Source organism: Shewanella inventionis, from assembly GCF_019931735.1.
In the GTDB taxonomy this organism is placed as follows: domain Bacteria; phylum Pseudomonadota; class Gammaproteobacteria; order Enterobacterales; family Shewanellaceae; genus Shewanella; species Shewanella inventionis.
Window position 1 is genome coordinate 4,201,269 of record NZ_CP082926.1, and the last position, 21,473, is coordinate 4,222,741.

A 21,473-nucleotide genomic window follows, 5' to 3' on the forward strand; every position below is an offset into this window, starting at 1 on the left:
TTACTTGATAAGCGGTTTTTATCAGTATTCGATCTTGCTCATAGATTTCAACAAAATAACATTGCATACAGGTGTTACGAGAGTATCTTACCCTTACATAGTATCGCAGAAGATGCATGGTTTGAGCATCTTCTGGTTGATTGGGTATAGTAAAAAAATAAACGCCACAAAGGAGCGAACAATGGCTGACAACATCATAAAAATCCTCATTATTGTTGGGCTGTTCTTTTTAGCCTATAAACTCATTTTTAGCGGCAGTCGCGGGCTAACACTGTTTGAAATGCATTTTAAAGACGGAAAGCTAACAAGCCACAAAGGTAAAATCCCAGAGCGCTTTGAACGCGAATGCCGCACAATTGCCAAAACAAATAAACTCACTTGCACCGTGAGGGCTGAAAAATCAGGACACGTGCGCCTGCATGTTTCTGCCAACGTGGGTGACAATTTAACCCAACAAATTCGCAATCAATTTCCGTTTGAGTACTACGATAAAAAACAACAAGACTCATCAAAATTAAAAGGTTAATCGTTATTGACCACCAATAAAAATGGACTCAATTGAGTCCATTTTTTACAACTGCGAAGATTAATCATCTTGCAGTGCGCACATGTTAAAGTTTGGTTTTTGCACTTTTGGTGAAGAACTCATTAAGGTCTAACATATGTCTGCCCCAAACCTTGTTACGGTCGTTTACTGCACTATGAGAAAACCTAATACAGAAAAACTCTACCGATAAGGCAGAGCTTTTTGAGGTGTTTTTTAAATACCAGTAACGAATAGCAGCGTTTCTTGAGCGTACGATTGAACGGTTTGTAGATCTAAGCTTTGAATCTTAGTATCAAAACCATCAGCGTGATGAAACGCCTTAGAAAATTCATTAATTTTAGTGATTTGGCTTATCTGATTGTGTTTATCGTAGAAGTGACTATTAGGATCTGTCTCATCTCGAATAATCGTAATCATATTACCTAGCCAAATACCTCCGTTAAACTCTCTAGGGTATAAGAAGCGTAGGTGTGCTTCTAAAATAGGGCGAATAGAACGAGCCACTTCAACCTTTGATTCATCTTTGGCGTCAGCAACAAAATCATAGAGCTTATTATATTCTTTGTGGTAGGAGTGAAGAACGTGAGAGTCATAGTCGCTTCTTTCTACCATTTGACTAGATATGTATTGAGAACTGTCAGGCTTAAGAGGATCTGACTTTTTATATGTCACATCAATCTCAAAGCACTTGGTATGTTGAGATAATATCGAGTATTTTTGAATCTCAGATAAAAAGAATGGATCGTGACTAAATACGATGGTTTGATAGCCGTTGTTAATCAGCTTTTCGATCTCAACGATAGTTGCGTCTTTGCGGTAGTTATCTAAGGATGACATAGGATCATCTAAAACAACGATGGAATCGTCGCTATTAGGCTTGGCAAACTTAGATAAGAAAAATGCTAGAGCGAGAGCAGATCTATCACCGAGACTCAGAACGTGCTCAAAAATGTGTTTGTTATCATCCACATTTTCAACTGAAAGTTCTTTGTCGATAAAGGTTATTACATACTTAAGACGAGTTGAACCGCCTCTACCTTTATTGTCCTTATCAAGCTCTTTGATTCGTATCATTGAGTGAAAGTTTTTCAATAGCAGGTTAATAGAATCTTTATGTGTTTTAATGCTATCTTCCTGATCTTTATCAATTTCTTCTTTTAGTTCTTTGATCCTCTTAGTCTTGTCTTTTTTGTCATCAGACAGAGACTTGTGATTAACCAAATCTTCAACTATTTCAGTCTCAAAACGCTTTTTGGTTTCTTCAATGTTGTCGATCTTGGCTTGGAGATCTTGAGTTGAACCAGTTGCTAGTTGGTTCAAAAACTTAGTAACTTGCTCGTTAAATTCTTGCACTTCACTGTTGTATGCCGAGAAATCAAACCTATTGAAAAGACTATCAAATAGTTGATTGAACTTGGTGAAATTAGTTTTTAACAATAAGTCTTTTTTCTTCTCTTTGATCAGGTTGACACATTCAAATACGATTGATGTTGATAAAGAATTAAGGTCTTTAAAATCATATTGAGGATTGAAGCCTGTGATGCGATCTGACCAAGTTTTGATAATCTCACTATTGGATTTCACTAGAGCTTCTAATTCTTCAATTTTACAACCAATGTCTCTTACATCTAATTCGAACTGGTCACTATCATGTTCGAACTTATCACTAGCTTTAGTGTACGAATCATTAATGAAGTCCTGATACAGCCTAAAGATATTGGAGTTTACAAGAGGTTGAGCGCAAAAAGGGCAATTGTCTGATTCGTTTACCAGTTGAGTGCCTGTTTCAAGCCACATAACATCACGCTCTTTAAGATTACTAGCAATGTGCAGCTCAACTTTTTCTTGTGCTTCTTTTGACAGACTCTCGATGTTTAGTGTGAAGATGCTTGTATCTAAATCTGGCTTAGTCAGAGCCAGGGGGGTAGGCTTTTTACGGCTCTTGTAGTGTTCTACACTCTTCAAATCTTGGATTTGAGCTTCAAGACTTGCAATCTCAGCATCAGCGTTAGGAGTAGCTTTTATACCACGGATTTTAGCAACTGTTTTGCTGGGAAATGTCGTAGTAAGTCTTGTATCAATTGGGCTTAGCTGAACGTTGATAGCGTCAATTTCTGCTTTAAGTGTATCAATCTCTTGTTCCTTTAATACTGATACTTTACCTAATGAAAACTCATAATAATTAGTGAGTTGACTACGATCTTTAGCATTAGGAATATAAAGGTTACTATCAATGAACTCTTGATTGAATACTTGAAAATTAAACGGTGTTTGAAGCGAGTTTAGCGTTATGTTTTTACCGCCAACTCGAAGGTTGAGAGCTGGTACACCATCAGATTCTTGAGGCTTTAACGCTTCTATCGCAGCTTTGTCGTTTTCATTGATAAAATTAAAGACCTTACTTAGCGTAGACTTACCAGAGCCATTTCGGCCGTAGATCAGGTTTAGCTTATCAAACCCTTGAGTCAATGCTCTCTTGTGTTGCCATTGCTTGATGTTTTCAATTTTTATTATTCTTTCTAGCATTTCTAATTTTTCAGTTAGTTGCGTTTATTTGCGCAAGGTTAATATGGGATTAAAGGCATACTAACATGGTTATGTTGTCCAGAACTGTGATATGTGGGGTCAGTGTAAACTTTTGATATGTGGGGTCAGTGTAAACTTTGATATGTGGGGTCAGTGTAAACTTTAACTGATACCAATACATTTACTAATCCCACTACCCATTTTTAGACCCTTTGCACTAACGCACTTCTGTCCATAAATGCGTTAAATCTTTAAATAACAAACTAGGTTAAATCGAAGATAACTATACGGCGGATGTAATCACGGCTATGACCTTCGAAAACATGGATGTTTTCGCAGAGCGCCCAGGGATGGGTTTACCGCGTGTCATAGAAGTGATTGCATTGAGTATTGTTGCCTAGTGTGACAATAAAGCAGTAAAGCAGAGTCACTCACAGCAAATCCTGCACAAATGTTCAAAGCAAAAATAACACCTGGGTCCCGGCTCAAGAGCATTGCCGGGACGACGCCGTATTTGGCCGTTCAGGGTGGAATTGCAGCCTGAAGCGTTAGTGGCTGAAAACCATAAAAAGCAAAACACCTAGGTCCCGGCTCAAAAACACTACCGAGACGACGTAAGAGTTGGGACGACAAGAAGGTAGTTTTGTCCATAAATGCGTTAGATCTTAAATTACAAACTAGGTTGAATCGAAGATACCCATACGGCGGATGTAATCGCGGCTATGACCTTCGAAAACATGGATGTTTTCGCAGAGCGCCCAGGGATGGGTTTACCGCGTGTCATAGAAGTGATTGCATTGAGCATCGTTGCCTAGTGGTAAAACAAACACCTGGATCCCGGCTCAAAAGCATTGCCGGGACGACGCCGTATTTGGCCGTTCAGGGTGGAATTGCAGCCTGAAGTGTTAGTGGCCGAAAACCATAAAAAGTAAAACACCTAAATCCCGGCTCAAAAACACTACCGAGACGACGTTAGACTTAGGACGATGCGAAAGTAGCAAATAAGCTTTGTCCATAAATGCGTTAGATTTTTCAGTAACAAACAAGGTTGCATCGTAGACAACCATACGGCGGATGTAATCGCGGCTATGACCTTCGAAAACATGGATGTTTTCGCAGAGCGCCCATGGATGGGTTTACCGCGTGTCATAGAAGTGATTTCATTTGAGTATCGTTGCCTAGTGTGACAATAAAGCAGTAAAGCAGAGTCACTCACAGCAAATCCTGCACAAATGTTCAAAGCAAAAATAACACCTGGGTCCCGGCTCAAGAGCATTGCCGGGACGACGCCGTATTTGGCCGTTCAGGGTGGAATTGCAGCCTGAAGCGTTAGTGGCTGAAAACCATAAAAAGCAAAACACTAGGTCCCGGCTCAAAAACACTACCGAGACGACGTTAGAGTTGGGACGACAAGAAGGTAGTTTTGTCCATAAATGCGTTAGATCTTAAATTACAAACTAGGTTGCATCGAAGACAACCATACGGCGGATGCAATCGCGGCTATGACCTTCGAAAACATGGATGTTTTCGCAGAGCGCCCAGGGATGGGTTTACCGCGTGTCATAGAAGTGATTGCATTGAGTATCGTTGCCTAAAATCTTAGTTTTGTTTGAGTTAATAGCTCTAGTTGGCCTACTTCCATAGGCCACTCTTGATCTCGTTTGGCCTAAATCATAAAAAGCAAAACACCTGGATCCCGGCTCAAAAGCATTGCCGGGACGACGTCCTATTTGGCCGCGCAGAGGGGGATTGCTGTCTCAAGTGTTAGTGGCCGAAAACCATAAAAAGCAAAACACCTGGATCCCGGCTCAAGAGCATTGCCGGGACGACGCCGTATTTGGCCGTTAAGGGTGGAATTGCAGCCTGAAGTGTTAGTGGCAGAAAACCATAAAAAGTAAAACACTAGGTCCCGGCTCAAAAACACTACCGAGACGACGTTAGAGTTGGGACGACAAGAAGGTAGTTTTGTCCAGAAATGCGTTAGTTCTTCCAATTACAAACAAGGTTAAATCGAAGATACCCATACGGCGGATGTAATCGCGGCTATGACCTTCGAAAACATGGATGTTTTCGTAGAGCGCCCATGGATGGGTTTACCGCGTGTCATAGAAGTGATTTCATTGAGTATCGTTGCCTAACATCTTATTTTTGTTTGAGTTAATAGCTCTATCTGGCCTATTTCCATTGGCCACTCTTGATCTGGTTTGGCCGAAAACCATAAAAAGTAAAACACCTGGATCCCGGCTAAAAAGCATTGCCGGGACGACGTCCTATTTGGCCGCGCAGGGGGGGATTGCTGTCTCAAGTGTTAGTGGCCGAAAACCATAAAAAGCAAAACACCTGGGTCCCGGCTCAAAAGCATTGCCGGGACGACGTGAGAGTTAGGACGATATTAAAGTTAGGACCATGAGACAGTAGCTAACATGCCTTTGTCCATAAATGCGTTAGATCTTTAAATTACAAACTAGGTTAAATCGAAGATAACTATACGGCGGATGTAATCGCGGCTATGACCTTCGAAAACATGGATGTTTTCGCAGAGCGCCCATGGATGGGTTTACAGCGTGTCATAGAAGTGATTTCATTTGAGTATCGATACCTAGTGGTAAAACAAACACCTGGATCCCGGCTCAAGAGCATTGCCGGGACGACGCCGTATTTGGCCGTTCAGGGTGGAATTGCAGCCTGAAGTGTTAGTGGCCGAAAACCATAAAAAGTAAAACACCTGGGTCCCAGCTCAAAAGTACAACCGGGACGACGTTAGAGTTGGATGATGTGAAAGTAGCAAATAAGCTTTGTCCATAAATGCGTTAGATTTTTCAGTAACAAACAAGGTTGAATCGAAGATACCCATACGGCGGATGTAATCGCGGCTATGACCTTCGAAAACATGGATGTTTTCGCAGAGCGCCCATGGATGGGTTTACCGCGTGTCATAGAAGTGATTTCATTGAGTATCGTTACCCAGTGGTAAAATAAGACTTTGATAAAACAGAGCCACCCACAGTAAATTCTGCACAAAAGTTCAAAGAAAAAAATAACACCTGGATCCCGGCTCAAGAGCATTGCCGGGACGACGCCGTATTTGGCCGTTCAGAGTGGAATTGCAGCCTCAAGCATTCGTGGCCGCAGGCCATAAAGAACAAAACACCTGGATCCCGGCTCAAGAGCATTGCCGAGACGACGCCGTATTTGGCCGTTCAGGGTGGAATTGCAGCCTGAAGTGTTAGTGGCCGAAAACCATAAAAAGTAAAACGCCTGGGTCCCGGCTCAAAAGCATTGCCGGGACGACGTGAGAGTTGGACGGCGAGAAAGTAGCTAAAACACTTTTACCCATAAATCAGTTAGCAAATGCTCAACGAGATCATTCTCTTACATTTGCTTTGATATCACTAACGTTACTTGCGCAACTGTCACGCCAAACTTGATAATGTCGCTTTTATTAATGATGGTATTTTGGTCAACCAAAAACATCCAATCGTCAAAATGCACTTCGTATTCGCTGCCATCGACTGGCAAAATCATATCGTAACGCCAGCGCAATGCACTGCCCTGCGCTTCGCCTTGGGCAATACCTAAAATGTCATTGGCGGAGCCTTGATATTTACCGTTGCCTTTATCGATGATAGTCCACACTCGTGTTTGCTTTTCTCCATCATCATAAACAAACCACTCATTGATCACCCCTTGTTTACCTTGTGGGGTATCGCTCCAATGTGCTTCCATGGTTACGGTAAATTTACGTGTCACCTTGCCTGAGAAATCTTGCACAATACCGGCAGCGGTTAGCTTACCATCAAAAAATTCTGCTAGATCGAGCCCTGGAGTGGTATCTGCATAATCATCTATCGATGCTGACGAACATGACATAACGCATAGCACTAATAGTGAAAATAACGCTGTTTGACGCCAATTTTTTAGCCACGATGTTGTGCGCACAAATGGAGTGATTTTAGCTATCATATTTCAACCTTAGTTTGTTCAGTTCATGCCAATCAATTGCTGACGCAGTTTAGGCCGACTGGTTTTTTCAGATAACCATATCGCCAAAAAATCAGCAGGAAAGTCTGCATTTGTCACGCCAAAGTAAGGCTTATCATTAAATAAAAACTCAGCTTGAGTGGCTGAGTTCACCATAAACGTTAACCTGTCGCCCTCTTTCACATCGGGCCATGCCTGAGCTAACTGGTCGTGATACTCATCAATTTTTTGCTTTGATAACCCTATGTGCAACCATTGATCAACAGTGGCGTCGATTAAATCTTTGGCTTCAATGTCGCGGTGATATTCTATTTCAAGCTTAATTGGCAGTTGGTTGGCTTGGTATTTACCGTCGAGGCTGTATAAAGTTGCACTGTAAATATCTAACCACAGCACGCTCATACTCGCAGCCCCAACTTGCAATAAAGCCGTTGGTGCTGTTGACATGCTAACGCTATTTTTTACACCATTGGAACTTTTAAGGCTACTCGCATTGTTTGCTAAGGTTTGATTAGCCATAGCATCGCTTATGCTTAATGCCACAACAAGCATCACTACCACGGCCCCTACAACACCAAATAGCAACTCAACTAACCATTGATAGGCATTACGGGTCACATTAACTGCTTCATTTACCGATTTCATTGCCGAGTCCTCTGTGTAATGTTAGGCATGTATTCACCGCGACTTATTAACAATAATACGGGAAACAACACACTCCAGATCACCGCAAGCACAATACCGCTAAACCAATGACCGTGTGGTAACACTACCGCGCCAAACTCAGCACCTGCGATATAGCTTAGCGCCCCAAATATGCCACCAAACAATGCTTGTAATACTAAATTAAGCTGCTGAAAAAACACTAAACTGTAACCCAAACTTAATGCGAAAATTAACCAAAGCAACGCTAACCAATAAGGCGTTTGAGCAAACACAAACAGACCAAACCAGGTTAATAATGTATCGACACTCATGCCAACTAAAGCACAAAAACACATTAACTGGGCGTCTTTTTGGGGCGATTGCGATAACAGAAAGTGCCCAGCAATAAGCAGAATAGACAATAAAATAAGCTGATTACCCGCCAGCACACCTGCCCACCAAACTAACTGAAACGATAACGCGTTTAGGATAATAAATAGCTTGGGGTTAGGCATAAGCACCTCGTCGCATCAGCAAGTTTATTTCAAGCGATATTGCGGCCTAACGGCAACCAAGTGCACAGTACTGGTTGTACGTTCTAAAAAGCCGCCTTCGCAGTAGCTTAAGTAAAACTTCCACATTCTGATAAAGTCATCGCCGTAATTTAACGCTTTAATTTTATCGTAAGCTGCATCAAAATTTTCATGCCAGTGTTTTAACGTACGAGCGTAATCTTTACCCATGTCACTCACAGACCAGGTGACCATGTCTGTTTTTTTGGCAATGTGTTTGGTCATTTCGCTCACTGAGGGTAAGCAACCACCAGGGAAAATATAACGTTGAATAAAATCAACACCCTTGCGGTAGCTGTCGTAACGCTGATCTGCAATGGTAATGGCTTGAATAAGCATAAGACCATTGGGCTTGAGTAGGTTTTGTAGCTTTTCGAAGAACCCAGCGAGGTATTCATGACCAACCGCTTCAATCATTTCGATTGATACCACACGGTCGTATTCGCCCGTTAACAGGCGATAATCTTGCTTAAGCAGGGTTATTTTGTCTTCTAACCCTTCTTGCTTAACACGGGCAACAGCATAGTCATATTGCGCGTCAGAAATAGTTGTGGTGGTAACATTAACGCCAAAGTGCTTAGCTGCATAAATGGCTAATGCGCCCCAACCTGTGCCGACTTCAAGCAGGGTTTGCCCAGGGGTTAAATCTAAACGCTCACAAATGGTGTGCAGTTTATGAATTTGCGCTTCGTTTAATGTACTGTCATCGCTAGGATATAACGCACTTGAGTACATCATTTCTGGGTCTAAAAACTGCTGATACATGTCATTACCTAAATCGTAATGCGCCAAAATATTGCGCTTAGAACCCGCCTCAGAATTACGATTTAGCACATGTTTTACACGGCTAATGCCGTTACTTAGCCACGAAAAATAACGCTCAATGTTGTCGAGCAAGGCTAAGTTGCGCGCAAACACTTGCACCACTTTTGTTAAATCAGGGCTGCACCAATGGCCTTGAATATAGGCTTCACCGGCACCAATTGAGCCCCCAAATACTACCTGACGGTAAAAACTAGCATGCCTAACTTGCATTACGGCATGAATATCGCTTTTAGTGTCGCCAAAAGCTGCGGTATCCGCCCCATCGACAATTGTTAAATGACCTTCTGCAAGATGCGCCAGTGCACGTAATAAAATCTTTCTTGCAAGACTGTCTGATAAACCAGCTTGAGCCATGCTACTTTCTGTGGCCGTATTTTCCATTTTTTGTCTCCAGTTCATCACTGTTATAGGCTTTTTAACCTTATTAAGTGTTTATACGCTGCAGTTGTCCATTTGGTTTACAATTGATTGTTGGCTATGGGTGCTCAAATTACAAAGCTTTGGTGGCTTGTTTACTCACAAAAGGAATACGTTTTAAAAATAGCTTTAATGCCTGCCAATAAATACCTAACATAATGTTTGCTGTCATCAGCGGAAAATGCAGCATAAAACCTCGGATACTTTTCGCGCTTATCTCCTGGCGTTTAAGCACCACACCAGCATCAAAGAGTTTATCGTTGCTCGCGTTGCGGTTTTCAATGGTCACCTTTAAAAACTTAGATGGCGCGGTAATTCGCCATAAGTAATGCATGTCTAAATTCATAAACGGCGACACATGAAACACCTTGTCGGTGTGGGTAGTATTGGCCATGTCCACTAGATAGCAATGGCGTTCATTCCAGGGGGTATTACTTACCTCTGCCAGCATATAAACCATTTCATCTTGGTGGTAACAAAAATAAAAATTCACCGGGCTAAAATAAAATCCGCAATGACGAATTTGCCCCGAAAAAATCACTTTATCGCATACTTGGCTCGCGCCTAAATGCTTAATGGTGGCTAACACCCGGTGTTTTAACGCACTGGCATCATCACCATGACAGGCTGGCGGCAACACGAATGCATCAGCAAATTGCTTATCCAATTCGTTAAGGTAGTCGCTTGGTTTAAATTTAAGCGGAGTAAACCTGTCTGTCGAAAACAGCTTACTGCTGGCACATATGGCATCGACTTCATCTAAATCAATTGCCATCATCGCCAACTTGTAACCAAAACTGTGCACTTTAGGCACGTGGCGACGATGGCTCACCGTACCGGTATAAATGCCGCTATGTAAGGTCTGTGGCGATGATGTTAATGTCATAAGGTGATCCCAAATAAGTTACATACGTCAACTGCGCTTCGCACCCCGTCTTCATGAAAACCATTGTGCCAATAGGCGCCCGCATAATAAGTATGACGTTTTCCGTTGATTAGCGCTTTTTTAGCTTGAGATTTCATGCTGGCGTCATTAAACACCGGATGAGCATAATTAAATTTACGTAAGATTTTAGTTTCATCAATTAAATCAGTTTGATTTAACGTCACACAAAAGGTTGGCGCATCTTTGGGTAAACGCTGCAATATGTTCATGTTATAGGTGACGCTCGCTGGACGCTGGGCAACATCTAACTCATTTTTACCATCAAGACGATAGTTCCAACTTGCCCAAGCCGCTTTGCGTTTTGGCAATACATTAATATCAGTATGAAGCACGACCTCATTATTTTGATAGGCCATTGGTGCCAATATATCTGTCTCGTCTTGGCTTGGATCGCAAAGCATGGCTAATGCTTGATCGCTATGGCAAGTTAATACCACATCATCAAACTGTTGCCACTCGCCATGAGACACTTGCACCTGCACGCCATCGTCACTGCGTTTAATGCCTGTAACGGGTGAGTTAAGGTGAATGCGCTCTTTAAACGGGGCGGTTAATGCCGGAATGTAACTGCGTGAGCCGCCTTCAAGTACATACCATTGTGGGCGGTCATTAATGTTGAGCAGACCGTGGTGCTGAAAAAAACGAATAAAAAACCGTAATGAAAAACTGCGCATATCATCAATACTGGAAGACCAAATTGCTGCGCCCATGGGCAAAATATAATGCTCGCAAAAAAAGGCAGAAAAGTTGTTTTGATCTAGGTATTCACCCAATGTGGCGTTAGGGTAGTTGTCGGCTTCATAAATCGCTTTACAGCCGTTATTAAAGCGCACGATTTCGCCAAGGAATCGATAAAAGCTGGGGCGGAATAAATTTCGGCGTTGGGCAAATAAACTCCATAAATTATGACCATTATATTCAAGCCCTGTAATGGCGTTGTTTACACTAAAACTCATTTCAGTCGGCATGGATTTAACTTTGAGCTGCTCCATGAGTTTTTCAAATCGTGGGTAAGTACGGTCGTTAAATACAATAAAACCGGTATCAATGGCATACGACTTACCTGCCACTTCAACATCAACCGTTGCTGTGTGTCCGCCAATATAATCATTAGCTTCAAACACGGTAACATTGTGTTTGCGGCTCAATAGATGTGCGCAAGTTAAGCCAGAAATACCCGTACCGATCACGGCGATATTTTTCATTTAATCATCCTTAGTGCTATTTTTGTTATTTTTCTTTGCTAGTAAAGACACCAGCAATGACTCTGGTAATAACGAAGCCAATTTAAGTAACCAGGTAAATTTGCCCGGAAAGTGAATTTCATTACGTTGGCGTTGCATGCCGTTATAAATAGCCACTGCTGCTTGCTGAGCAGTAATTTGCATTGGCATGGCAAAATCGTTTTTATCGGTTAAAGGAGTTTTAACAAATCCTGGGCAAATAACACTCACGCCAATATCGTGCTCGGCCAAGTCGACCCGTAAACTGCGACCTAGATAACTAATCGCCGCTTTTGATGCTCCATAAGCTTCAGCCCGAGGAAACGGTAAGTAGGTCGCACTTGAACTCATCAACCCAAGTTGAGCGCCACGGCTAAGTAACGGTAAAAAATGTTCTAGACAATAACCCATCGCAATCACATTAGTGTTAATCACTCGGGCAAATAATGCCGAGTCAAAATGCAATGCATCGTCGATATATTCGCAACTGCCGGCATTGAGTATCACGTGCTGTAATTGCCAATGGTTATCGAGCAACAACCGCTTAAGTTCAGTGGCCGCAATTTGCACTTGTGCATTGTCGGTAATATCAAATGCAAGTGGTGTCGCGCCGCTAATGTTTTGCAGCGCCTCGCGGTTACGACCACAAGCAATCACTTGCATACCTTGAGTAAGGTAATATTCTGCCAACGCAAAGCCGATGCCTGAGCTAGCACCAGTGATGAGTACTGCCGGCGTTTTAGCGGTTGTCATCACCATTACTTGGCCGCCCGATTTTTTAACAGACCAATCAACCCACCTAAAAATGGCACCTGTTCATACAACATTTGCCCAAGGTCAAAATAGTCGCGATGGGCATAGATTTTGTCATCAAACTTAAGTTGCGACATGCCGTCAACCTGAATCTGCTGGCCTTTGTTTAACTTAGGGTGCGAATAAGTCATGGTCCAATATAATGCCGCCTGGCTATTGTTATGACTCACAACCACTTCTTTAATATTAAATTCAATGTGGGTAACGTTAAGGTACATATTGGCAAAGTAACGAGTGAGATCGTCGATGCCATTAACCTGATGCATAGGATCGCGAAAAGCGATATCGTCGCGATAAACTTGGCGTAGCAAATGCAAATTGTCTTTGTTAAGTTGCTGATACATATTAATAAATGCATCTACAATAGCAGGGTAGCCATGACTAGACGTTGCATTTACGCCATTTGATGGTTCAGCTGATATATCAACTACCGATTGTGCACCTTGCATTAACCAACTCCTCTAATGCTATTCTTGTGAGCATAAAATAAACAATGCCTTAAATCACAATAAGATCAAAGTGTTTCATGCATTCAAATTCAGACTTATTTAATTAAGAGATAATACGAGATAAGGTAAAATACAGATCACTATGGTAGATAAATAGCAAAACGCCCAAGCTAGGCTCGGGCGTGTGGTTATTCAAAGGGTTAACAAAGCAAATTAATAACCGGTTTTAGCCACCGGATGCCAATGCTTATCCACTTCGTCTTTAATAAACGCTTGTTTTGCTTTAATCGCGTCGGCTTCAATAAATCCTATAGCAGCATGGGCAGTTTGCTTTGTCGAAATATCAGGATACTCAACTTGAGTAACCGAAAGTTGCGCTAAAATTCGAGCTAATGCTTCACGACCATAAGTAATTTGCTCTGTTGCTACGCTCAACAGTGCCACACCCTCTTTAGGGTTATGAGCATATAATCCATGTGATGCCATGGCAAAATCCCAACGCCACTGCGCATGACGGATAGCCATAATAGAATCATTCATTTGTGGCCATGTCGCGCCTGCATCCCAAGCAGCTTTTGCTTCGTAATGGGCTTTAACCAGTAATAACTCTAGATTTCGTGCCCGCTCGTTTATGTCATTTTTAGCGTTATCGAGTTTCTTGGCTAATGCGGTTTTACTGCTATGACAACTAATGCAGGTTTTATCAAAATTATCCATGGCGCCAGCCACTTTATGATCGGTAAAGGTTTGCCCTTTATCATCGCTCACTTGTGGCATATGACAGGTAATGCAAGTCACCCCTTTTTTAGCGTGAGTAGAACGACTCCAGTGTTCAAATTCTGGGTGACGAGCCTTTAATATAGGTGTTTTTGAAATAGGGTGGATCCACTCATAAAAGCGGCGAGTGTCATAGTATTTTTCAATGTCATCAGCTGTGCTGCCAAAAATCCACGGTATATTTACCTTATTGCTTTTTTCTGGCTGAAAGTAATACGTTACATGGCATTGGCCGCATACCTGCGCCCCTTGCATTGTGCTGTCTTGCTTATCAAATGGCAGTTTAATTTTTGCCATGGCATCTTGAGCATATGGACGAGGTAAGGTTAACTCCGCACTGCCATCGACATGGCAATCACTGCAATACACGACCGATTTTATTTCACGGCCTAAATCGACAAAATTAGCACCAGAATACCCTTCAATCCCCATTTGTTTCATCAGTCTTGGGGCGTCTGGTGTTTTACAGGTCCAGCAACTGGCTGATAAGCCTTTGTCACCTTCAGCCACTGCAACACCAGTACGTAAAGTATGAGTAACGTCTGCAACCGCAAACTGGTGGCCACGTGGGCTATGATATTCTTTGGCAAAAGATGAGCCTGCCCACAAAATAATACTGGCAGGATATTGCGCCAACATATCTTCGCTTTCGTCCTGCTCTACTGTGGCCTCCCAAGATGCAAACTGATTAGGAAACTTAATCTGATTTGGGTCGAGCTCTTCACTTTGTAAAGACCAAGAGGTCAGTGTCAATAATGCCAGCCCTGCGACCAGTATTGTAATCCCTGTCTTGCTACGTAATGGCCGAGAAACTTTCATCATCACGTCTACTAATAAATTAATCATACCGTTGCCTTAATACCAATCAGTAATCTCTAATCACTTATTTATCCTGATTGATATAACAGATAAATGTGACACATCAGTTGGCGTTACCCAGGGCGGCCATCAAGCCTTGGGCGAGTTAAAATTGGCGCATAAAACCACACAAACATACCAAAGCCAACAAACCAAAACGCCCCAGCAATCCACAACCACATTTGGGTGTGCTCTGGCATTAGCAGCGGCATAATCGCTCGAAACACCGCAGCCAAAGCAAGGCTCATAAATGCAAACGCCATATTGGGGCCTTGATAAATATTGCGACTGGTATGCCCAAGAGATACACGAGAGATCATTGATAAACACAATGCTGCAATGCCGCCAACAGCAAAGAGATGCAACAAGGTTCGATAGGCATATTCGTTGTTAATGTTAATTGCCATCAAAATAAGCGTGATTGGCAATGACACATACGCCAAATGCAAAGACCATAACATAGGCTCTTTCAAGGTTTTATGCGCTTGCCATCGAGCAAAACGAACAAGGTGTAATCCACCAGCCGCCGCCAATAACACTTGCTCTACACTTTTAGGAAACCAATGTGTAATTGCTTGTAAAAACAATAATCCCATGGCCAATAATAATGTATTTTCTAATACACTTATGGGATCTGGCTTGGGTTGTTGAATACGCATGGCGGTAAAAAACGGAATGACTCGTCCCCCCACAATGGTAATCACTAACGCTAGCCACCAAATCATGGCTTGCCATAGCTGAGTCGAAAGCGAAAAGTCTCGTTGGTATAATGCATAGTAACTGGCTAGATTGACCACCAGAGCCACCATAAGCAGAATAGGAAACCCGATATTTCGCCATTGCTTAACCGGATAGATACAACGCCATAATGCAAACGCACTGAAGCCTAAAAATAAGCTGTCAAAGAGTGCCGGAAGCACTAATGGAATATTCATGGGTAATAGCAGCATGAGCCTGGCGATTAACCAACAAGCAAATGTCAGCATCAAACTTCGGCCTTTAATGGTCGGTTGATTAGTCCAGGCTTGCACTGCGGTCAGTAAAAAACCACACACAATTGCCATGGCGAAACCAAATAACATTTCATGTGGATGCCACCATAACGGCACAACATTAGCCCAAAACTCACTGTTAAATAAGCTATATTGCGGCGTAAACCAGCCCATTAACCACAGTGGAATATACAGCGCAGCCACAGCAGCCCCACCAAGAAAAAACGGCCTAAAGCCTAAACGCCAGATTGCAGGGGTGTTATCAACATCAGCAGGATCATCAATATTTAGCATAAGTAGCACACTCATTTAGTGAGTTAAGAGCACAAGATTTAAACATGCATTATATATAAATCTTTAAGTAAGGCTATTGTATGCTGCCCATTATGTTACTTCAATCATTACTCATCGCTAATGCAAACTAGGCAGGTCATAGTGTGATCTAACGCAAAAAAGCCAACACCGAAAACGGGTGCTGGCTTTATATAAAACGATATCTACGGGGATTAGCGAGAAAGGATTAATGAGGAAACTAACCGCGCTTTAATGCACTTAGCACTTCAATGGCTCTTAAGCGTGCCATTTTGTGTTCAACAATTGGCTTGGGATACCCTTGATTATCTGGCTGGGCAAATAAGTCGTGCATATTAACCGATTTAGGCTCATGGATATCTTTAATAGACCAGGAGGCAATTTCAGGAATGTAGCGTTTAATAAAGCTGGCATCGGGGTCAAACTTGCTACTTTGGGTCATGGGGTTAAACACCCTAAAGTAAGGCTGCGCATCACAACCGGTTCCGGCCGACCATTGCCAGCCGCCATTATTAGCGGCTAAATCACCGTCAATCAATTGTTGCCTAAAATAGCGCTCGCCCCAACGCCAATCTACCAACAAATGCTTGGTTAAAAAACTGGCCACCACCATGCGTAAACGATTATGCATCCAGCCGGTTTGATTTAACTGACGCATTGCGGCGTCGACTATCGGGTAACCAGTTCGGCCTTCGCACCAGGCTTGAAACTCCTCAAGGTTATTGCGCCACACAATGCCATCACCTAACTCATTAAAGTTTTGTGCCATCGACAACCGTGGAAACGCCACCAGCAAATGGCGATAAAACTCTCGCCAAATAAGCTCGTTGAGCCAGGTTTTAGCTGGACTGGTATCGTCAACTAATGCTTCAGGGTAACGCGTTAAAACAGCCGCAACACATTGGCGCGAACTAATAACACCCAGAGCTAAAAAAGGCGATAAACGACTGGTGCCCTCCAGCGCAGGGAAATCTCTTTCGTTTTGGTAGTCGGCAACTTGACTGGCTAAAAACTGATCTAAAATACGCTTGGCAGCCCCCTCGCCTGCAGCCCATTGCTCACTACTGCGTTTATTGCACTCAAACACAATAGCCTCAGGTTGTGCTAATGCTGGCGCAACGGGTGCCGGCGCGGCAACTGGCAATATGGCTCGTTGGCAGGTGATACTTTTCCATTTTTTAGCAAATGGTGTAAATACCTTGTACATGTCACCCGACAAATTTGACACGTCGCCGGCTGCAAGCACACAATCTTGCTCGAGTAATCTCAGTGGTACGCCCTGCTCGATTAACAGAGCATCGCGGCGTCGTTCATTTATTTCGGGCTCACTTCCTGCAAACACCGCACTGATGTTGTGTTGTTGCAAATAATCACTCAATGCTGCATGGGTATCACTAAACCAATGTAAATGCAGCACGTCTAATGCAATGCCTAATGCTGCAAGCGACTGAGCTAATAAATTGACATGACGTTCAATAAAATCAATCTGAATAGGCGCAACATCATGCTGCGCCCATTGCTGTGGCGTCACTATGTATAGGGCTCTCACATTGCCTTGATGTTGCTTGGCAAACTCACAAGCCGCCACTAACGCAGGGTTGTCGGCAACGCGCAAATCTTGTCTAAACCACATCAAGCTATTCATGTTAATCATTAACCCTCAACCTAGTATGCATAACGAAGTTTTAACGCTTCAGGATGCGGATTTAAATACACTTGATCTTCAATATAAGGAGTATGAAACTCACGAACATAGTGGTTAATCAAGGTAATAGGCACAAGTAAAGGCAGTAATCCCTGACGGTATTTTAAAATTGATTCGGTCAGTTCTTCTTTTTGATCTGCACTTAATTGCTTCTTAAAATAACCTTGAATGTGCTGCAAGGTGCTAGTGTGATTTTTACGCGTCGCGATGATTTTAAGTGCCGTCATAAAGCCCTCAAAATACTGTTGTGCGGTTTGCTCTAAATCTTGAATGTCAGCCAACATTGGGCCTAATTCGCGATACCATTTAGGGCTGTGCGCCATCAGTAAATATTTGTAACGCGAATGAAATTGCATCAATTTGTGCTTAGTTAAGCCCGACTCAATCATCTTTTTCCAATCGTTGTAGGCAAACACGCGAGTAAAAAAGTTTTCTCGGATGGGTAAGTCATGCAATCGGCCTTCTTCTTCTACCGGTAAAAATGGATAGCGTTCCATTAATGCCTTAGCAAAAACACCAACGCCGGTTTTTGAGCCATTGTTCGTGCCGATTTTATATTCTGTAACCCGCTCCATTCCGCAGGTGGGTGATTTGGCACATAAAATATAACCACCAAGATAGTCGAGCTCTTCTACTTTATTTTTAGAATACTCATTGAGCTTATCAGTAACATCTAGGGTCCCATCTGCACTGCGAATATACACAATATCGCCATCGCGGATTTGACGAACACTTTTACGTGGTGCGCCCATACCAATGGCCATTTCTGGGCACACTGTGGTGTATTCAAAAAACGGTTCAATTTCTTGCTTGCAGTAATATGAGTTTTTATGGCCGCCATCAAAACGAACTTGATTACCCAAGAGACAACTACTGATCCCAATTTGGATTTTTTCTGGCACAAATGTGGCTGTATTTGGCATGCTTTACACTCCTGGACCGAATGAGATTTTGCCTATGATTGGCAAATTATTATGTAACTTTAACCATGATTAATAGCATAGTTATTATGGCTGACAATACGACATTTGAATCAATTAAGTTCATTATTAATAATATGTTTCTATTAAAAATTGAAGTAATACTAGGCTTGCCAATCTTTGCTGGTTGAATTTTATTCAAACTAAAACGTGCTAATCGAGGCGAATGGATTGATGCCAGTCATCAACGCTGTAAAGAATCGCTCAACAAAGCAAATACGAAAAAAAGCAGAACCTAAGTTCTGCTTTGATGACCTAATTTAGCTTAGCTTCAGTTAGCTTAGGTTGCCTGAGCCTTGGCTTTGCCGCCTACATACTCTAGGCCCCACACCAAACCTATGCCGACACAGGCGCACAAAACCGCCAAGGCAATTTGAGAGGGTTCGCCTGTAACCTGCTCAAACTGAAACGGCGATAAATTTTGCTCTAGCAAAGGCACTTGCTCACCTTTGCTGTTTTCACGCCAGCTAATGACTTCTTTCCAGGGCCAAATTTTACCTAAAGTACCTAGCATTAATCCGGTTAAAAACAACACGGTTGCATCGTGAAACTTACGCAATAAGGCCGACAATACATGGCTAAAACACAGCAAACCGATAGCGGCACCAGCAGCAAAACACGCCAAATACACAATATCAAAGCTCTTTGCCGCAGCTAATACCGCAGGGTACATGCCTAGCAACAGCAAAATAAAACTGCCAGAAATTCCAGGTAAAATCATGGCACATATGGCAATAGCGCCACAAAAGAAGAAGTTAAGGTAGGTTATCTGGATTTCAATTGGGTGTAATACCGTGATTGACCAAGCAAACACAACCCCAAGAATAAACATCACGATGCGCATTGCGGTGTATTTGTCGACCTGTTTAACCATGTGTACAACAGAGTAGATAATCAACCCAAAAAAGAATGACCAAACCGGAATAGCATGGGTTGCTAATAACCACGAAATCAACTTAGCTAGAGTAAAAATACTGGTTAAGATGCCGCCAAACACACAGACTAAAAAGGGACCATTAATGTGCATAAAGGCCGCTTTAATCCCTTGCTGCTTAATAATCCCAAACAAAGATAAATTAATTTTACGGATACCATCTAGCAACGGGTCTAAAATACCGGTAATAAATGCAATGGTTCCGCCAGATACACCAGGGACAACATCAGCCGCTCCCATGGCCATGCCTTTGATATAATTCAACAACAGGTTCGATTTCAAAATTTATCCTTAAATAAACAACGCTAGCAAAATTATACCTGTAGCTAAGCAAATGAGCGATGAAAAAGAGTGGTTGTCACTTCACCCAAGGTTACAACAATGTTAACCTCGTCCGACCAGATAGTTTTTCTCACACGAAAAGAGTTTTATATGACACCAACAAAACCTAACAAAGTCATGTCGCTTTACAAAAAAGTGACATCATACCCTCTTGGAAAACACATTTTCTCTAAAATGGTCGCCCGCATGGCACCTTATTTTGGCACCATTCACCCTTACATTAGCGACTTAAAAGTTAATCGTTGTGAATGTCTTATTAAAAAACGTAAAAAAGTGCAAAACCATATTGGTACCGTGCACGTGATTGCAATTTGTAATGGCTTAGAAATGGCAATGGGCACCATGGCTGAAGCCTCCATTCCAGCTCATTTACGCTGGATCCCTAAAGGTATGTCGGTAGACTATACCGCCAAAGCAGGGACCGACATTTTATGTGTCGCAGAGGTAAAACCAGAGCAGTGGCAAGTCGGTGATATGTTAGTCGACGTAAAAGCCTATGACACGAACGGTATAGTGGTAGTACAGGGCCATATTAAGCTGTGGATTTCTGAAAAACCCCAAAAACACTAAAACATCCATAAAATGATATTCATTTTATTTTTTGCTAGGGAAGCACAATGTTAAAAAACGATCTTTCAAAAGTCAGCACCAACCATTTAGGTAAAATTATTCCTGTGTCGATATTGCTAATATTACTTATTGGCTTGTACGGCAGCTGGTATACGATCGACCAAGGTGAGCGTGGTGTGTTATTGCGCAACGGTAAAATTATCGACACGGCTGAACCTGGGCTTGGATTTAAAATTCCGCTAATGGACACTGTTGTAAAAATCTCAACTCAAACGCACACCGCAAGCTATCAAGCATTACAAGCCTATAGCCGCGATCAACAACCCGCAACGTTGCGCGCGTCAGTGACGTTTAGTGTGCCGCCCGATCGCGTTGAAGAAGTCTATGCCAAGTTTAAAGGCATCGACTCTATGGTGTCGCGACTACTCGATCGCCAAGTACCGACGCAAGTGGAGAACATATTTGGTAAATATACGGCGATTTCTGCAGTACAGGAGCGGATTAAGTTTGGTATTGATGTGACCGAGGCTATCACTAAATCAATTAAAGGTCCGGTAACCATTACCTCAGTACAGATTGAGAATATCGACTTTTCTAATGCGTACGAAAAGTCAGTAGAAGACAGAATGCGCGCCGAAGTCGAAGTGCAAACACAATTGCAAAATCTTGAAAAAGAACGTGTTAGCGCACAAATTGCGGTCACTCAAGCACAGGCTGAAGCAGACTCACAATTAGCCCGCGCGATTGCAGAAGCTGAAAGTATTCGTATTAAGGGTAACGCTGAAGCCTCGGCAATTAAAATCCGTGCAGAAGCGTTAGCGCAAAACCAAAATTTAGTTGAATTGACCAAAGCTGAGCGCTGGGATGGCAAGCTGCCAACCACCATGCTGCCAACGGGTACGATTCCGTTTTTAGAAGTACAAAAAACGAAATAACGCTTCTACAGCGTTAAAGAATAACCCGCAGTAAAAACCAAGCTAAGTGCTTGGTTTTTTTTTATTATGGTGAAATCTGATTGACTGGCATGTTTACAGTATTGATGATGTAATCAACCTCAAC

Annotated in this window: 18 protein-coding genes; 4 read left to right on the top strand and 14 right to left on the bottom strand. The window is 42.5% G+C overall.

The features are described 5' to 3' along the window. Positions 1-181: 181 nt before the first annotated feature. The gene (locus K8B83_RS18765; RefSeq protein WP_188739486.1) at positions 182-526 is read left to right on the top strand and encodes a DUF3634 family protein; all 345 of its coding nucleotides are present in this window, start codon (positions 182-184) and stop codon (positions 524-526) included. Positions 527-760: 234 nt separating this feature from the next. Here the strand turns inward: K8B83_RS18765 and K8B83_RS18770 are convergent, their stop codons facing one another. Further along, positions 761-3,073: an AAA family ATPase gene (locus tag K8B83_RS18770; protein WP_188739485.1), complete on the bottom strand. Its 2,313-nt coding sequence runs from the start codon at positions 3,071-3,073 to the stop codon at positions 761-763. A gap of 2,509 nt (positions 3,074-5,582) precedes the next feature. On the opposite strand from K8B83_RS18770, the gene K8B83_RS18775 reads away from it, so the two are divergent. Next, positions 5,583-5,762: a hypothetical protein gene (locus K8B83_RS18775; protein WP_188739484.1), complete on the top strand. Its 180-nt coding sequence runs from the start codon at positions 5,583-5,585 to the stop codon at positions 5,760-5,762. 683 nt (positions 5,763-6,445) lie between these two features. Here the strand turns inward: K8B83_RS18775 and K8B83_RS18780 are convergent. The 13 genes from K8B83_RS18780 to K8B83_RS18840 form a co-directional block, all read right to left on the bottom strand. Beyond that, positions 6,446-6,943, bottom strand: coding sequence for a DUF3833 domain-containing protein (locus K8B83_RS18780; RefSeq protein ID WP_223420116.1), 498 nt, complete (start codon positions 6,941-6,943; stop codon positions 6,446-6,448). Positions 6,944-7,054: 111 nt separating this feature from the next. Beyond that, positions 7,055-7,699: a chalcone isomerase family protein gene (locus K8B83_RS18785; RefSeq protein ID WP_188739482.1), complete on the bottom strand. Its 645-nt coding sequence runs from the start codon at positions 7,697-7,699 to the stop codon at positions 7,055-7,057. Beyond that, on the bottom strand, positions 7,696-8,214 hold the full coding sequence (locus K8B83_RS18790) for a DUF2878 domain-containing protein (protein ID WP_188739481.1): 519 nt from the start codon (positions 8,212-8,214) through the stop codon (positions 7,696-7,698). The genes K8B83_RS18785 and K8B83_RS18790 overlap by 4 nt, the downstream gene beginning before the upstream one ends. A gap of 24 nt (positions 8,215-8,238) precedes the next feature. Continuing rightward, on the bottom strand, positions 8,239-9,477 hold the full coding sequence (locus tag K8B83_RS18795; RefSeq protein WP_188739480.1) for an SAM-dependent methyltransferase: 1,239 nt from the start codon (positions 9,475-9,477) through the stop codon (positions 8,239-8,241). 109 nt (positions 9,478-9,586) lie between these two features. Further along, positions 9,587-10,399 carry a DUF1365 domain-containing protein gene (locus K8B83_RS18800; RefSeq protein WP_188739479.1) on the bottom strand — a complete coding sequence of 271 codons (813 nt, stop codon included), beginning with the start codon at positions 10,397-10,399 and terminating at the stop codon, positions 9,587-9,589. Then, positions 10,396-11,664, bottom strand: coding sequence for an NAD(P)/FAD-dependent oxidoreductase (locus tag K8B83_RS18805; RefSeq protein ID WP_188739478.1), 1,269 nt, complete (start codon positions 11,662-11,664; stop codon positions 10,396-10,398). The genes K8B83_RS18800 and K8B83_RS18805 overlap by 4 nt, the downstream gene beginning before the upstream one ends. Continuing rightward, a complete protein-coding gene (locus K8B83_RS18810) occupies positions 11,665-12,441 on the bottom strand; it encodes an SDR family NAD(P)-dependent oxidoreductase (RefSeq protein ID WP_188739477.1) in 777 nt (258 codons plus the stop codon). After that, entirely contained in the window at positions 12,441-12,839 is a 399-nt protein-coding gene (locus K8B83_RS18815; protein WP_223420118.1) for a nuclear transport factor 2 family protein, read from the bottom strand. Before K8B83_RS18815 ends, K8B83_RS18810 begins: the two co-directional genes overlap by 1 nt. 318 nt (positions 12,840-13,157) lie before the next feature. Continuing rightward, positions 13,158-14,567 carry an ammonia-forming cytochrome c nitrite reductase subunit c552 gene (locus K8B83_RS18820; RefSeq protein ID WP_188739475.1) on the bottom strand — a complete coding sequence of 470 codons (1,410 nt, stop codon included), beginning with the start codon at positions 14,565-14,567 and terminating at the stop codon, positions 13,158-13,160. An 86-nt stretch (positions 14,568-14,653) separates the two neighbouring features. Then, entirely contained in the window at positions 14,654-15,865 is a 1,212-nt protein-coding gene (locus tag K8B83_RS18825; protein WP_188739474.1) for an NnrS family protein, read from the bottom strand. Between the two features lie 238 nt (positions 15,866-16,103). Continuing rightward, positions 16,104-17,537 (bottom strand): deoxyribodipyrimidine photo-lyase, encoded by a 1,434-nt coding sequence (gene phrB / locus K8B83_RS18830; protein WP_188739473.1) that lies wholly within the window; start codon positions 17,535-17,537, stop codon positions 16,104-16,106. An 11-nt stretch (positions 17,538-17,548) separates the two neighbouring features. Further along, positions 17,549-18,511, bottom strand: a complete 963-nt coding sequence (locus K8B83_RS18835) for a YbgA family protein (protein WP_188739472.1) — start codon at positions 18,509-18,511, stop codon at positions 17,549-17,551. A gap of 337 nt (positions 18,512-18,848) precedes the next feature. Further along, complete coding sequence (locus K8B83_RS18840) at positions 18,849-19,748, bottom strand: DUF368 domain-containing protein (protein WP_308419217.1); 900 nt, start codon at positions 19,746-19,748, stop codon at positions 18,849-18,851. 186 nt (positions 19,749-19,934) lie between these two features. On the opposite strand from K8B83_RS18840, the gene K8B83_RS18845 reads away from it, so the two are divergent. Then, positions 19,935-20,414: a hotdog fold domain-containing protein gene (locus K8B83_RS18845; RefSeq protein WP_188739471.1), complete on the top strand. Its 480-nt coding sequence runs from the start codon at positions 19,935-19,937 to the stop codon at positions 20,412-20,414. A gap of 47 nt (positions 20,415-20,461) precedes the next feature. Beyond that, positions 20,462-21,349, top strand: coding sequence for a prohibitin family protein (locus K8B83_RS18850; RefSeq protein ID WP_188739470.1), 888 nt, complete (start codon positions 20,462-20,464; stop codon positions 21,347-21,349). Positions 21,350-21,473 lie beyond the last annotated feature (124 nt).